Annotated in this window: 9 protein-coding genes; 3 read left to right on the forward strand and 6 right to left on the reverse strand. The window is 69.9% G+C overall.

Going from position 1 to position 14,943, the window contains the following annotated elements; translation table 11 throughout:
- Positions 1 to 113: 113 nt before the first annotated feature.
- Positions 114 to 2,288 carry a murein biosynthesis integral membrane protein MurJ gene (gene murJ, locus Sspor_RS22355; RefSeq protein WP_202200725.1) on the reverse strand — a complete coding sequence of 725 codons (2,175 nt, stop codon included), beginning with the start codon at positions 2,286 to 2,288 and terminating at the stop codon, positions 114 to 116.
- 46 nt (positions 2,289 to 2,334) lie between these two features.
- A complete protein-coding gene (locus Sspor_RS22360) occupies positions 2,335 to 4,590 on the reverse strand; it encodes a DUF6049 family protein (protein WP_202200726.1) in 2,256 nt (751 codons plus the stop codon).
- A 186-nt stretch (positions 4,591 to 4,776) separates the two neighbouring features.
- On the opposite strand from Sspor_RS22360, the gene Sspor_RS22365 reads away from it, so the two are divergent.
- Positions 4,777 to 6,243, forward strand: a complete 1,467-nt coding sequence (locus tag Sspor_RS22365) for a CCA tRNA nucleotidyltransferase (protein WP_202200727.1) — start codon at positions 4,777 to 4,779, stop codon at positions 6,241 to 6,243.
- Positions 6,244 to 6,311: 68 nt separating this feature from the next.
- Here Sspor_RS22365 and Sspor_RS22370 read toward each other — a convergent pair whose 3' ends face one another.
- The 3 genes from Sspor_RS22370 to Sspor_RS22380 form a co-directional block, all read right to left on the reverse strand.
- Positions 6,312 to 7,580, reverse strand: a complete 1,269-nt coding sequence (locus Sspor_RS22370; protein ID WP_202200728.1) for an MFS transporter — start codon at positions 7,578 to 7,580, stop codon at positions 6,312 to 6,314.
- Positions 7,581 to 7,684: 104 nt separating this feature from the next.
- Entirely contained in the window at positions 7,685 to 8,767 is a 1,083-nt protein-coding gene (locus Sspor_RS22375; RefSeq protein ID WP_189737960.1) for an inositol-3-phosphate synthase, read from the reverse strand.
- A gap of 49 nt (positions 8,768 to 8,816) precedes the next feature.
- Complete coding sequence (locus tag Sspor_RS22380; RefSeq protein ID WP_202200729.1) at positions 8,817 to 9,419, reverse strand: PadR family transcriptional regulator; 603 nt, start codon at positions 9,417 to 9,419, stop codon at positions 8,817 to 8,819.
- Between the two features lie 275 nt (positions 9,420 to 9,694).
- Between Sspor_RS22380 and Sspor_RS22385 the strand changes: the two genes are divergently transcribed.
- Positions 9,695 to 12,310, forward strand: coding sequence for a transglycosylase domain-containing protein (locus Sspor_RS22385; protein ID WP_202200730.1), 2,616 nt, complete (start codon positions 9,695 to 9,697; stop codon positions 12,308 to 12,310).
- A gap of 93 nt (positions 12,311 to 12,403) precedes the next feature.
- Positions 12,404 to 13,864 (forward strand): glycosyltransferase family 87 protein, encoded by a 1,461-nt coding sequence (locus tag Sspor_RS22390; protein ID WP_202200731.1) that lies wholly within the window; start codon positions 12,404 to 12,406, stop codon positions 13,862 to 13,864.
- 10 nt (positions 13,865 to 13,874) lie between these two features.
- Here the strand turns inward: Sspor_RS22390 and Sspor_RS22395 are convergent, their stop codons facing one another.
- The gene (locus Sspor_RS22395; RefSeq protein WP_202200732.1) at positions 13,875 to 14,906 is read right to left on the reverse strand and encodes an alanine racemase; all 1,032 of its coding nucleotides are present in this window, start codon (positions 14,904 to 14,906) and stop codon (positions 13,875 to 13,877) included.
- Between the last annotated feature and the right edge of the window lie 37 nt (positions 14,907 to 14,943).

Raw genomic sequence — 14,943 nt, forward strand, 5'->3', positions numbered from 1 at the left:
GTTCCCGCCTCCCCATCCGTTGCGCGCTGTAGGCCAGTCTGCGAAGCCATGCCAATTGTGCCCACAGTCCGACGCTAAGCACGACACACGAAAGGGGGCGACGGTTGTGCGCATCAGCGCCCCAAACGTCCGCGGACCATTCCGACCATCGCGTTGAGCTCTTCGATCCGCATCCTCTTGGCGGCGATGAGGAACACCGCGGCCAGGGCGATACCGCCTGCGAGGAGGGCGGTGGCGGAGCCGGTGACTCCGCTGCCCAGCCACTGGGTGACCCCGAAAGCGGCCGCGCCGCCCACGGCGGCGGCCGGGACGCAGGCGCCGGTGAGACGGGCGTAGGTGCGCATGACGTGCGCGCCGTCGAGGTCGCCACCGAGCCGGGTGCGCAGGCGGCGCCAGGCGACGCCGACACCGACGGCGTAGCCCAGGCCGTAGGCGGCGGCCATGCCGACCACCGCCCACCGTGCGGGAAGCACGAAGAACGAGACCGCGGAGACCGCCGCGTTGACGGCTGCGACGATCACGGTGTTGTAGAAGGGCGTGCGGGTGTCCTCATAGGCGTAGAAGCCGCGCAGGACCACGTACTGGATGGAGTACGGGATCAGGCCGAGGCCGAACGCCATCAGGATGTAGCCGATGTTCTGCGCGCCCGCGCCCGAGCCGGCGTAGAGCAGGGTGGCCATCGGGACGCCGAGGGCGAGGAAGGCGAAGGCGCAGGGCACGATCGCGACGGCCGAGGTGCGCAGCCCGTAGGAGATGTCGTCGCGGACCGCGGCGGCGTCGCCGTCGTGCGCGGAGCGGGAGATGCGGGGCAGGACGGCCGTCATGACGGAGACGGTGATGATCGCCTGCGGCATCTGCCACAGCAGCAGCGCGTAGTTGTAGGCGGTGATGCCGGTACCGGGGTGGCCCTGCTTCTCGGCGACGGACCCGGCCCAGGTGGCGAGCTGGGTGACGACCACGAGGCCGACCTGGTTGGCGAGGACGAAGAAGAACGTCCACTTGGCCAGGCGGGCGGCCTTGCCGAGGCCGTGGCCCCGCCAGTCGAAGCGCAGGCGCGGCTTGAAGCCGGCGTCGCGCAGGTACGGCAGCATCGCGAGCGCCTGGACGGTGAGGCCGAGCAGGGTGCCCAGGCCCAGCAGGCGCACGCCCTCGGGGGTGACCGTGGTGGCGTTCACGCCGGAGGTGGTGAAGCCGCCGAAGGCCCAGATGAAGGCGCCGAAGGTGGCGATCACGACGATGTTGTTGAGGACCGGGGTCCACATCATCGCGCCGAAGCGGCCGCGGGCGTTGAGGATCTGACCGAGGACCACGTGGATGCCCATGAAGAACATGGTGGGCAGGCAGTAGCGGGCGAAGGAGACCGCGACGTCCATCTGCTGCGGGTCGGAGGCGATCTTCGGCGACATCATCGTGATGAACACCGGTGCGGCCAGGACGCAGATGGTGGTGATGCCCGCCAACAGCACCACGACGAGGGTGAGCAGCCGGTTGGCGTACGCCTGTCCGCCGTCGCTGTCGTTCTTCATGGCCCGGACCAGCTGCGGGATGAAGACGGCGTTCAGGGCGCCGCCTCCGACCAGCACGTAGATCATCGTGGGCAGGGTGTTGGCGATCTGGTACGTGTCGTTGAAGGTGCCGACACCGATGGCACCGGCGATGACCAGGGTCCGCAGGAAGCCGGTGATGCGGGAGACGATCGTGCCCGCGGCCATCAGCGCGCTGGACTTCAGCAGGCTGGAGGCCCGCCCGGCCGGCTTGCTCGGCGCCGGTGCGGCGACGGGCGCCTCCTCGGCGGCGGTGCGGGGCGCCGCCTCCTGGTCCCGGTACAGGTGCGCGAAGGCGTCGGGTTCGGGCTGATCGTCCGAGGCGCTGGTGACGAGGGAGTCCACGCCGACGAACTGGGTGGTGGTGGCGTGGTCGCCGTACGGCAGGTGGCGCGAGGGGCCGTCCGGCTCGGGCGGCGGGGTCTGGGCCCAGACGCGCGGGTCGGGAGAGTACGAGGGTGCGGTCGGCGCGGCGTAGAGCGGGCCGGGCTCCTGGTAGGTGCCGGGCGGCGGCGGCGGGTGCGAGGCCCGGTCGTAGAGCACCTCGGCGACGGGGTCCTGGGCCGACAGGTCCTGGGACCGGTACGGGTCGTGGTCGTAGGCATCCTGGACATACGGGTCACGTTCCGGCGCGGGCGCAGGCGCGGGAACCTGCCCGGGCACCGGGGTGCCCGGGGCAGTGCCCTGGGAGGGCGCGGGCCCACCAGTGCCCTGCGCGCGGTCACCGTCGTACGGCGCGTTCATCGAAACCCCACCTCATCGTCCCCAGGCCGACCGGCCACGGCGTCAATCAACGGTCCACTGTCTCACTCGTGCCGGACCCCTCGGTGCTTTGCGCTCCGGTGTCCGGGGACTCGTCACTCGGCTGCGTGCTCTCCTCGGCGGCCGCACGTGCCGCGACGCGCTTGCGGCTGGCGTACATCTTGATGCCTGCCAGGACCAGGAGGAGCACACCGCCGGCGATGACGAGCATCACGGTGGGCGTGATCTCGGTGGCCTCGACGGTGAACTTGCGTTCCTTGCCGTAGGGGACGCCGTCCTTGGTGAACAGCTGCGCCGTGACCTCGACGGGGCCGCTCGCCGTGGCGTTGGCGGTGAACTTGACCGTCTGGGTGTGGTCGCCCTGGACGGTCACCTGCTGCTCGCTGTCGCTGAACATCAGGCGCGTCGGATTGGCGGACTTCACCCTCAGGACGAGGTCGTGGACATCCTGGACCAGGCTGTTCTGGACGCTGACCGGGATGGTGGCGCTGTGTCCGGACAGGGTGGCGTCGGACTTGGGGATGACCTTGACCTTCTCGGTGAGACCGATCAGGTACTCCTGGACCTGGTCCCGGTAGAGGCGTGCCTCGTCGGGACGTCCGCGCCAGGAGGCGGACATCTCCCGGTTGGTGGTGTTGCCGAAGGGGATCTCCACGCGGTCGGGCGCGGCGAGGATCACCTTGAAGTGGTCGAGGGTGCTCTGCGTGGTGCGGATCTTCTCGAAGGCCGACACCGGCAGCTCCTGCTTGCGCAGGGCCTCGGGGTACTGGCCGGCGCCCGGTACCTGCGTGGTGGCCCCGGGGTCGGGCTTGGCGGCGGCGGCCGCTTCGAGGTCCGCGGGCTGGGTCCAGCGGCCCGCCTGGAGGCCGTGCAGGGCTTCGGCCATCGACTGGACCTGGCTGACGCTGGGCATCCGCTGCGGGGCGACGACGAAGCTGCGGGGCTCGTCGGTCTTCTGCAGGTTCAGGGCGAGGCTGTGGGCGAGGAACCGCTGTACGGCGAGCGTGGAGGTGCCGGCGTTCAGCATGTCGCCGTCGAAGGCGGTGGACAGGTCGGCGTCGGCCACGACGGCGGTGGTGCCGGCGCCGATGGGCCGGGCGGCCGAGGGCGTGTAGCCGAGAGCGCCGCTCTCCACGAGGCTGTCACTGCGGGTGAGGACGTTGTGCGCGCCGGCCGAGGTGGCGACATTGACGATCGAGGGATCGATGGCACCGTCCACGGGCCAGGAGAAGTCGGTGGACGCCGGGACGTGCAGGACCGTCTCGACGGCCTGCTTCGCCTTGTCGGTGGCGGGGCGCAGCTGGCCCAGGGTGCCCGAGACGTCCTTGCCCTGGTGGGCGAGGGAGGCGAGGTCGGGATCGGCGAACGGCAGGGCGACGACCTTCTTGCCCTGGACGGCGGCCTCCAGGGAGCTCAGCCACTGCTCGGCGACGGCCTTGCTCTTGCCCTGGACGGGCTTGCCGCCCGGGCTGCGGACCCGGTAGCCCTTGGTCATCGCGTCGACCGTGTAGAGCAGGTCGGGGTCGATGACCCAGGTGATCGGCAGGTCCTTGCCGAGGGTGACCATCCGTTCCAGGCGTCCGCCGGGCCGGAGCTCGTCGGCCAGGGAGTCGTCGAGGAAGACGGGGGTCTGGAGCTCGTCGGAGCCGGTCTCCGCCGTCACACGGGTGGTGGAGATCAGCGGCCAGGCGTAGGTGAGCTGGGAGCGCTTGGCGGCGGCCTCCGGCTGCCAGGGCAGGAAGGTCCGCTTGATGCCCATCACCTGCTCGGACGGCCGGCTGTCGGTCACCCCGGACAGGGAGACGCCGAGCTGGTAGACGCCGTCCTTGTCCAGTTCCAGCTTGTTCACCGGGATCGTGAGCGTGAAGTCCTGGCTGACCTTCGAGGGCAGGGAGGCGATCTTCACCGCGTACGCCGGGTCGATCTCGCCCGGGTCGGCGCCGGCCCGGAAGCCGGTGCGCTCCGCCGCCTCGTCGATGGACGAGCGGTCCGCGAGCGCGGGTCCGACCCGCAGACCGACATGCGCGTCGTTGATCGTCTCGGAGCCGGTGTTGAGGACGGTGCCCTGGATGGTGAGGGTGTCGCCCTTGACCGGTGCCGAAGGGGCCATGGAGGTCAGCTGGACGTCCACGGACGAGGCCTGCGCGGCCTGCGCCCGGGGGGCGGGAGAGTAGATCAGCGCGGCCAGCACGGGCGTCCCGGCGAGCAGGACGATCGCGCGCCGCAGCCACCGGCGCCGGGCAGGAGCGGGGGACGCCCCCTGGTTGTCTGCCGCCTCGGCCACGCGCTAGCCCGTCCCTCGAAGTGTCAGTGGTCGTCTTTTCTGCGTCCACGCATGGTAACGAGGCCCGCTGTGTGCGAGTGCCGCGCCTTGCTCCACATGATCGGCTCAGGGCCCCGGCGGCCGTGTACCGGGGTGGCCGCAAAACGGGGCGGTCCCCGGGGGGCCGGGCACGTACCCTTTTCAGTTGTGCCGAACGCCAACGAAGACAATCCCAGTGCCCTGAGTCAGGTGCAGCTCCGCGCGGTCAGTGAACTGCTGCGGGTCGCTCCTGTCGCCGACGAGCTCGGCCGCCGTTTCCAGGCGGCGGGCTTCCGCCTCGCCCTGGTCGGCGGGTCCGTCCGCGACGCGCTGCTGGGGCGTCTCGGCAACGATCTCGACTTCACCACCGATGCCCGCCCCGAGGACGTTCTGAAGATCGTCCGGCCGTGGGCGGACTCGGTGTGGGACGTCGGTATCGCCTTCGGCACCGTGGGGGCGCAGAAGAGCGCCCGGGTCGGTGACGGCGTACGGAATTTCCAGATCGAGGTGACGACCTACCGCTCGGAGGCCTACGACCGTACGTCGCGCAAGCCCGAGGTCTCCTACGGCGACTCGATCGACGAGGACCTGGTCCGGCGCGACTTCACCGTCAACGCCATGGCCCTGGCCCTGCCCGAGCAGGCGTTCATCGATCCGCACGGCGGCCTGGAGGACCTGGCCGCCGGTGTGCTGCGCACGCCCGGGACCCCCGAGGAGTCCTTCTCCGACGATCCGCTGCGGATGCTGCGGGCGGCGCGGTTCGCCGCGCAGCTGGACTTCGAGGTCGCCGCGGAGGTCGTCGCGGCCATGCAGGCGATGTCCGAGCGGATCGAGATCGTTTCCGCGGAGCGGATCCAGGGCGAGCTCAACAAGCTGATCCTGTCCGCCCACCCGCGCAAGGGTCTGGGACTGCTGGTGGACACGGGACTGGCCGACCGGGTGCTTCCCGAGCTGCCCGCCCTGCGGCTGGAGAGTGACGAGCACCACCGGCACAAGGACGTCTACGACCACTCGCTGATCGTGCTGGAGCAGGCGATCGCGCTGGAGGAGGACGGTCCGGACCTGGTCCTGCGGCTCGCGGCCCTGCTGCACGACATCGGCAAGCCCCGCACCCGCCGGTTCGAGAGCGACGGCCGGGTCTCCTTCCACCACCACGAGGTGGTGGGCGCGAAGATGACCAAGAAGCGGCTCACCGCTCTGAAGTACTCCAACGACATGATCAAGGACGTGTCCCGGCTGGTGGAGCTGCACCTGCGCTTCCACGGCTACAGCGACGGGGAGTGGACCGACTCCGCGGTCCGGCGCTACGTCCGCGACGCCGGTCCGCTGCTGGAGCGTCTGCACAAGCTGACCCGGTCCGACTGCACCACGCGCAACAAGCGCAAGGCCAACGCCCTCTCCAGGACCTACGACGGCCTGGAGGAGCGCATCGCGCAGCTGCAGGAGCAGGAGGAGCTGGACGCGATCCGGCCCGACCTGGACGGCAACGAGATCATGCAGGTGCTCGACGTGGGCCCCGGTCCGGTGATCGGCAAGGCCTACGCCTTCCTGCTGGAGCTGCGGCTGGAGAACGGCCCGATGGGCCGGGACGCCGCGGTCGTCGCGCTGAAGGAGTGGTGGGCCGCACAGGCCTGACGCACGACCGCCGGGGGCCGATGTTTCACGTGAAACATCGGCCCCCGGTGTTTGTCAGAGGTGATGTTTCACGTGAAACGCCGTTCTCCCCGGGCCAGGAGCAGGGCGGTCGCGGCGTAGAGCGCGGACACGACGAGGATCAGGATCACGGACCGCCCGTCGGCGGGGAGCATGAGGGACGCCACCGCCGCCGCGCCGACGAACGCGACGTTGAACAGCACGTCGTAGACGGAGAAGACGCGGCCGCGGTAGTCGTCGTCGACCCGGGACTGCACCTCGGTGTCGGTGGCGATCTTGGCACCCTGAGTGGCGAGGCCGAGTACGAACGCGGCGGCCAGCATCGGTCCCGGGGCGAAGAACAGGCCGAGGGCCGGTACCAGGACCGCTGCGCCCGCGGAGCAGGCGGTGATCCAGCCGAGCGGGCCCAGCCGGCCCACCAGCCAGGGGGTCACCACGGCGGCGGCGAAGAATCCGGCCCCGGAGGCGCCGACGGCGATGCCCAGCAGGGCCAGTCCGTCGGCGTCGTTGTCGGACCAGGAGTAGCGGCAGAGCATCAGCAGCATCACGAACAGGGCCCCGTAGCAGAACCGCATCGCGGTCATCGCGGTCAGCGCCCGGGCCGCCTCGCGCCGGGAGGCGAGGTGGCGCAGGCCCTCGGCCATCCCCCGCACCGTGAGGGCGACCCCTTCGGCGACCGAGGGGTGGGCCCGGCCGGCGGGGTGGTCGGGCCCGAGGAGGCCGATGGCCAGCTGCAGGGAGACGAGGGCCGCGCACAGGTAGAGCCCGGCTCCCAGGAGCACGACGAGAGCGTTGGAGTCGGAGGCCAGCAGACGGACGAGGAAGGCCAGCCCCCCGCCCGCCACCGCCGCGAGGGTTCCGGCGGTGGGGGAGAGCGCGTTCGCGGTGACCAGCTGATCGGGCCCGACGACGTGGGGCAGCGAGGCGGCGAGCCCGGACAGCACGAAGCGGTTGACGGCGGTCACGGACAGGGCCGAGGCGTAGAACAGCCAGTCGGGCACCTGCGCGACGATCAGCATGCCGGTGACGCAGGCGAGGAAGGCCCGCAGGAGGTTGCCGTAGAGGAAGACCTGGCGGCGGCGCCAGCGGTCGAGCAGCACTCCGGCGAAGGGGCCGATCGCCGAATAGGGCAGCAGCAGCACCGCCATGGCGGAGGCGATGGCCGCCGGGGAGGTCTGTTTCTCCGGGGAGAAGACGACGTAGGTGGCGAGTGCGACCTGGTACACGCCGTCCGCGGCCTGGGAGAGCAGCCGTACGGCGAGCAGGTTGCGGAAATCCCGCAGGCGCAGGAGTACGCGCAGATCACGTACGACAGGCATGAGGGCAAGGGTCACATACGCGGAGGGTCCCCGGGCACATTGCCCGGGGACCCTCCGCGGAAGAACTGCCGAAGTCCAGGTGTCGTGACGACCCTTGGGTTCGGTTAGCGCTCGACCTCGCCCTTGATGAACTTCTCGACGTTGGCCAGGGCCTCGTCGTCGAAGTACTGCACCGGCGGGGACTTCATGAAGTAGCTGGACGCCGACAGGATCGGGCCGCCGATACCGCGGTCCTTGGCGATCTTCGCGGCGCGCAGGGCGTCGATGATGACACCGGCCGAGTTCGGGGAGTCCCACACCTCGAGCTTGTACTCAAGGTTCAGCGGGACGTCGCCGAAGGCACGGCCCTCAAGGCGGACGTAGGCCCACTTGCGGTCGTCGAGCCACGCGACGTAGTCGGACGGGCCGATGTGGACGTTCTTCTCGCCGAGCTCACGGTCGGGGATCTGCGAGGTGACGGCCTGCGTCTTGGAGATCTTCTTCGACTCCAGGCGGTCGCGCTCCAGCATGTTCTTGAAGTCCATGTTGCCGCCGACGTTGAGCTGCATGGTGCGCTCAAGACGGACACCGCGGTCCTCGAACAGCTTCGCCATCACGCGGTGCGTGATGGTGGCGCCGACCTGCGACTTGATGTCGTCGCCGACGATCGGGACACCGGCCTCGGTGAACTTGTCGGCCCACTCCTTGGTGCCGGCGATGAAGACCGGGAGGGCGTTGACGAAGGCGACCTTGGCGTCGATGGCGCACTGGGCGTAGAACTTCGCCGCGTCCTCGGAACCGACGGGCAGGTAGCAGATCAGGACGTCGACCTCGCGGTCCTTGAGGACCTGGACCACGTCGACCGGAGCCTCGGCGGACTCCTCGATCGTCATGCGGTAGTACTTGCCCAGGCCGTCGTAGGTGTGGCCGCGCTGGACGGTCACCCCGGCGTTCGGGACGTCGCAGATCTTGATGGTGTTGTTCTCGCTGGCGCCGATGGCGTCCGAAAGGTCGAGGCCGACCTTCTTCGCGTCGACGTCGAACGCGGCGACGAACTCGATGTCACGCACGTGGTAGTCGCCGAACTGGACGTGCATCAGACCGGGGACCTTGGCCGCCGGGTCGGCGTCCTTGTAGTACTCGACGCCCTGCACCAGCGAGGCGGCGCAGTTGCCTACGCCGACGATGGCTACGCGAACCGAACCCATTCCGGTTGCTCCCTGTTTGTTCTCGGACGAGGTCTGCGAGATGCAGGCCTCATTTTTCAGTTTCGTCGGACGGACCGGATCGTCTCCGATCCCGTCCCGCCCGCTCACTCTCGATGAGCTCGTTCAGCCAGCGCACTTCGCGCTCCACGGACTCCATGCCGTGCCGCTGCAGCTCAAGCGTGTAGTCGTCGAGACGCTCCCGCGTCCGGGCGATCGAGGCGCGCATCTTCTCCAGACGCTCCTCCAGCCGGCTGCGGCGGCCCTCCAGTACCCGCATGCGGACGTCTCGTTCGGTCTGGCCGAAGAAGGCGAAGCGGGCGGCGAAGGACTCGTCTTCCCAGGTGTCGGGGCCGGTGTGGGAGAGGAGCTCCTCGAAGTGCTCCTTACCCGCGGCCGTCAACCGGTAGACGATCTTGGCGCGGCGCCCTGCGAGTGAAGCGGCGAGAGCGTCCTCCGGGGCGTTGCCCGGTTCTTCGATCAACCAGCCGTTGGAGACCAGCGTCTTGAGGCAGGGGTAGAGCGTCCCGTAGCTGAAGGCTCTGAACACCCCCAGCGAGGTATTGAGCCGCTTGCGCAGCTCGTAGCCGTGCATGGGGGATTCGCGGAGCAGGCCGAGGACGGCGAACTCGAGGATGCCTGAGCGTCTGCTCATCCGCCTGCCTCTCCTCCGCCCCTGAGTCTTTATACCGAGCTGATGTATCGGCTCGATACATCCAGACGATAGAACGGGGCGCTCTGATCGACAAGGGGAGACATGGTGACCGGTGTCACATCACCAATTCGCACCAGGCACGTTGCCTGATTTGGGGTGAACTTCGGCACTGGGCGCGTTTTGAGCGTGCGTAGTCTGTGCGCCATGACACCGGGGGGTACCGGAACTAATCTGCCGCTTCCAGGCCACTCGCCTGCCCGAGGAGTAGTCGTTCGATGAGCGAGCACCGTCGCAAACCGCCGCAGCCCGAGGGCGGTGGGCGCGCCTCAGCCCGCCGCGCCGCCCAGCCGCGCCCCGGAAGGGGCGCGGCCGGACGTGATGTCCCCACGGCGTCACACAGCGGCCCCTACGCACCGCAGCCCGCGCAGGGCAGCCGTTCCGAGGTCCGTCGGGCCTCCCAGAGAGGTACCGGCCGCGGAAGAGGCGCCGGCCCCGCCGCACGCGGCACCGGGCGACCGGACAAGCGGCTCATCAACTACCCGCGGTCCGACCGGGACGGCTGGAAGCGCTTCGTGCCGTCCTGGAAGTTCGTCGCCGGCACGGCCCTCGGCTTCTTCGCGGTCATCACGGCCGGTGCCGGCATCGGCATCGCCATGGTGAGCACGCCGGACCCGAACAAGGCCGCACAGGCGCAGAACAACGTCTTCTACTGGGCCGACGGCACCCAGATGGTGGCGACGGGCGGTTCGATGAACCGGCAGATCGTGCCCATCTCCAGCATCCCCCGGTCGATGAGGGACGCCGTGATCGCGGCGGAGAACGAGTCCTTCGAGACCGACAAGGGCGTGGACCCGATGGGTGTCGCCCGCGCCGTGTACAACATGGCCACGGGCGGTTCCACCCAGGGCGGCTCGACCATCACCCAGCAGTACGTGAAGAACACCTACCTGGACTCCGACCAGACGCTCAAGCGGAAGGCCACCGAGCTCTTCATCGCGATAAGGCTGGGTGTCTCGGAGGAGAAGGACACGGTCCTCGCGGGGTACCTGAACACCGCCTACTACGGCCGTGACGCCTACGGGATCCAGGCCGCCGCCCGTGCCTACTTCGGCAAGGACAGCCAGGACCTGAACCCCTCCGAGTGTGCCTTCCTGGCCGCCGTGCTGAAGGGTCCCAACCTCTACAACCCGGACGGCGGCATCGGCGCCGCGGCCACCCCCGCCCTCAACGAGAAGCGGGCCCGGGAGCGCTGGAGCTGGGTGCTGGACCGCGAGGTCGAGGTCGGCCGGATGGACAAGGCCGCACGGGCGAAGTTCACGGACGCGGACTTCCCCCCGCGCGTCGAGTCGGAGCAGGCCCGCGGCATGACGGGCCAGATCGGCTACCTGGTCGACACGGCCAAGGCCTACGTGATGAAGACCAAGAACATCACCCCCGAGCAGATGGCCCTCGGCGGCTACCGGATCACGACCACCTTCCAGAAGCCGAAGGTGGACGCCCTGTCCAAGGCGGTCGAGGACACCCGCAACGGGTTCATCGACGAGAAGGGCCGCCCCGAGACGGACACCTTCGTGCAGTTCGGCGCGGCCTCCGTGGACGTGAAGACCGGGGCCCTCGTCGCCCTGTACGGCGGCCCGGGCTGGGACCACAAGTACTTCAGCAACAACGCCAACACCAGTGGTGTCCCGGTCGGCTCGACCTGGAAGCCGTACGTGCTGGCGGCGGCGATGGAGTACGGCACCCAGAACTCCAAGGGCAAGGGCATCTCGGCCGACAGCAAGTACATGGCCAACGACCTCACGGTGATCAACAACCGTGAGGGCAGGCCTCTGCGCGACGCCTCGGGCGCCCCGTTCAAGCAGAAGAACGAGAGCCCCACCGCCTTCGGGTACGTGACCCTCAACGAGGCGATGGAGAAGTCCATCAACGTCCCGTTCGCCCAGCTCGTCTTCGACGTCGGCCACGACAAGGTCAGGGCCGTGGCCAAGTCCACGGGCATCCTGGAGGAGTCGATCAACCCGAACACCGACGCCTCCTTCGCCCTCGGTACCTCCACCCCGAGCGCCATCCGCATGGCCGACTCCTACGCGACCTTCGCGGCCTCCGGCACGCACCGCGAGCCGTTCTCCGTGACCAGGGTCGAGAAGGACGGCGAGAAGCTGTCGGGCTTCGAGGCGGCCGCCAAGGACCAGCGGGCCATGGACAGCGCCGTGGCCGACAACATCACCAAGGTGCTGGAGAACGTCGTCGAGAACGGCACCGGCAAGAAGGTCAAGAAGCTGGGCCGGCCCGCCGCGGGCAAGACCGGTACCACGGACGAGAACAAGTCCGCCTGGTTCGTGGGCTACACCCCGGAGCTGTCCACCTCGGTGGTCCTCTTCCGCACCGACCCCAACTCGGCGGACAAGAAGCTGATCTCCATGAAGGGTGTGGGCGACATCCCCTCCCTCCACGGTGGTGACATCCCGGCGGAGATCTGGACCGAGTACATGGGCGAAGCGCTCAAGGGCCAGCCGGTCAAGCAGTTCCCCGAGGCGGAGGACATCGGCGTCACCGCCGACTCCGCCGGCGCCCCCTCCCCCACGCCGTCGGCCGTCGTCCCGCCGTCCCCGTCCCCGTCGACGCTCCCGCCGAGCTCCCCGCCGCCGTCCCCCTCCCCGTCCAAGGGCGGCCGGCCGACCTGCCCGCCGTGGAAGCTGTACTGCGACCCGGACACCACGCGCGGCACCGGCAACGGAGGCACGGACAGCGGCAACACCGCGGGCAACACCTCCGGCACCAGCACCGGGGTCATCGGCGGATCCACCGGATCACCGTCCCCGTCGCAGTCCGGCAGACCGGGCCGCCCGGGCGGCATCACCGGCGGGGTCAACAACTCCACCCCCGAGTGACCCGTAACGCCGCTCCGTGAGCCGGGGAAGGCCGTCGCACCCGCCGTGCGACGGCCTTCCCCCATGTCCGGCCCGGTACGGCAGGATGAGCCCATGACCAAGGTGCACGAGGACCGCCCCGTACTGCCCACGCAGCAGGACGAGGTCGCCGCAGCCGGCAGTGAGCTCATCGGCGGCCCGCTCGGCCGCTACGCCCGGCTCGGCGGGCACTGGCTGGGTCCGGTCCGGGTCGTGGCACTCATCGCCATCGGCATGTTCGCGCTCGGCATGGTCCAGAAGCTGCCCTGCTACGACTGGGCCTGGTTCCGGGGGGCGGGCTCGCAGTACACCCACGCCTGCTACTCCGACATCCCGCACCTGTACGCGGTACGCGGCTTCGCCGACAACCTGACGCCGTACTTCGACCGGCTCCCCGGCGACATGGAGTACCTGGAGTACCCGGTGCTCACCGGGCTCTTCATGGAGATCGCCTCCTGGCTGACCCCCGGCAGCGGCTCCATGCAGCACCGCGAACAGATGTACTGGATGGTCAACGCGGGCATGCTGATGGCCTGTGCGGCCGTCATCGCCGTCTGCGTGGCCCGCACCCACCGCCGCCGGCCGTGGGACGCCCTGCTCTTCGCCCTGGCCCCGGCCTTCGCCCTGACGGCGACGATCAACTGGGACCTGCTGGCCATCGCCCTGACCGCGGCCGGGATGCTCATGTGGTCCCGCGGCCGGACGGTCCTCTTCGGCATCCTCATCGGCCTGGCCACGGCGGCCAAGCTCTACCCCGTGCTGCTGCTCGGCGCGCTGTTCGTGCTCTGCTGGCGTGCCGGGAAGTGGCGTGCCTTCGGAGCCGCCGCACTGGGCGCGGCCGGGGCCTGGCTGCTGGTCAACCTGCCGGTCATGCTCTTCGCCTGGGACGGCTGGAAGAAGTTCTACACCTTCAGCCAGGAGCGGCCCATCGACTTCGGCTCGGTGTGGCTGCTGATCTCCCAGCGCACGGGCAACCCGCTGGACGGCGCCAACACGTACGCGACCGGGCTGACGCTCCTGCTGTGCGCGGCCATCGGGCTGCTCACCCTGACCGCCCCGCGCCGGCCCCGCTTCGCGCAGCTGGCCTTCCTCGTCGTCGCCGCCTTCATCCTGTGCAACAAGGTCTACTCGCCGCAGTACGTGCTGTGGCTCATCCCGCTCGCCGCACTGGCCCGGCCGCGCTGGCGGGACTTCCTGATCTGGCAGGCCGGCGAGGTCGTCTACTTCCTCGGGATCTGGTTCTACCTCGCCTACACGTCCAGCGCCGACAAGCACCAGGGCCTGCCGGTGGAGGGCTACCAGCTGGCGATCACCGCCCACCTGCTGACCACCCTGTACCTGTGCGCGGTCATCGTCCGGGACATCCTGATGCCCGAGCGGGACGTCGTACGGCGGGACGGCTCGGACGACCCCTCCGGCGGCGTCCTGGACGGCGCCGAGGACGTGTTCGTGCTGTCGGACGCGGCGAGGGCGCCGCGGTACGCGACGCCCTCGGAGGGACAGCGGGTCGCCTGGGGCGCGAGCTCCCAGGACTGACCGGTCGGACTCAGGCGTCGAGCACCCGGTCGAACTGCGTGGTGGTGTGGCGCAGGTGCGCCACCAGCTCGTCGCCGACCTTCGGCTCGGCCGAGTCCGAGGGCACGAACAGGATCGACACCTGCATGTGCGGCGGCTCCGCGAACCAGCGCTGCTTGCCCGCCCACACGAAGGGCGAAAGGTTCCGGTTGACGGTGGCCAGACCCGCCCGGGCGACGCCCTTGGCACGCGGCATCACCCCGTGGAGCGCCTTGGGGGCCTCCAGGCCCACCCCGTGCGAGGTACCGCCCGCGACCACGACCAGCCAGCCGTCGGAGGCGGCCTTCTGCTGGCGGTAGCCGAACCGGTCGCCCTTGGCCACGCGCGTGACGTCGAGGACGGCGCCGCGGTATTCGGTGGCCTCGTGGTCGCCGAGCCACAGCCGGGTGCCGATGCGGGCCCGGAAGCGGGTCTGCGGGAACTGCTGCTGCAGCCGCGCGAGCTCGGCGGCCTTCAGGTGGCTGACGAACATGGTGTGCAGCGGCAGCCGGGCCGCGCGCAGCCGGTCCATCCAGCCGATGACCTCCTCCACGGCGTCGGAGCCGTCCGGGCGGTCCAGGGGAAGGTGCAGGGCGAAGCCCTCCAGCCGGACGTCCTCGATCGCGGCGTGGAGCTGGCCGAGGTCCTGCTCGGAGATGCCGTGGCGGCGCATCGAGCTCATGCACTCGATGACCACCCGGGCCCCCACCAGACCGCGCACCCCGTCCAGCGACGCGACCGAACGGATGACCCGGTCGGGCAGCGGCACCGGGTCCTCGCCCCGCCGGAACGGGGTGAGGACGAGCAGGTCGCCGCCGAACCAGTCCTTGATGCTGGAGGCCTCGTACGTCGTCCCCACGGCCAGGATGTCGGCGCCCATGCGGGTCGCCTCCTCGCAGAGCCGCTCGTGGCCGAAGCCGTAGCCGTTGCCCTTGCAGACCGGGATCAGGCCGGGGAACTGGTCCTGGATCTGCTTCTGGTGCGCACGCCAGCGCGCGGTGTCGACGTAGAGCGTGAGCGCCATGCCCGTCCGGGACCTCTCCTGAGAAGCTGCGTGGTGC

It is taken from the genome of Streptomyces spororaveus (genome assembly GCF_016755875.1).
Lineage (GTDB): Bacteria > Actinomycetota > Actinomycetes > Streptomycetales > Streptomycetaceae > Streptomyces > Streptomyces spororaveus.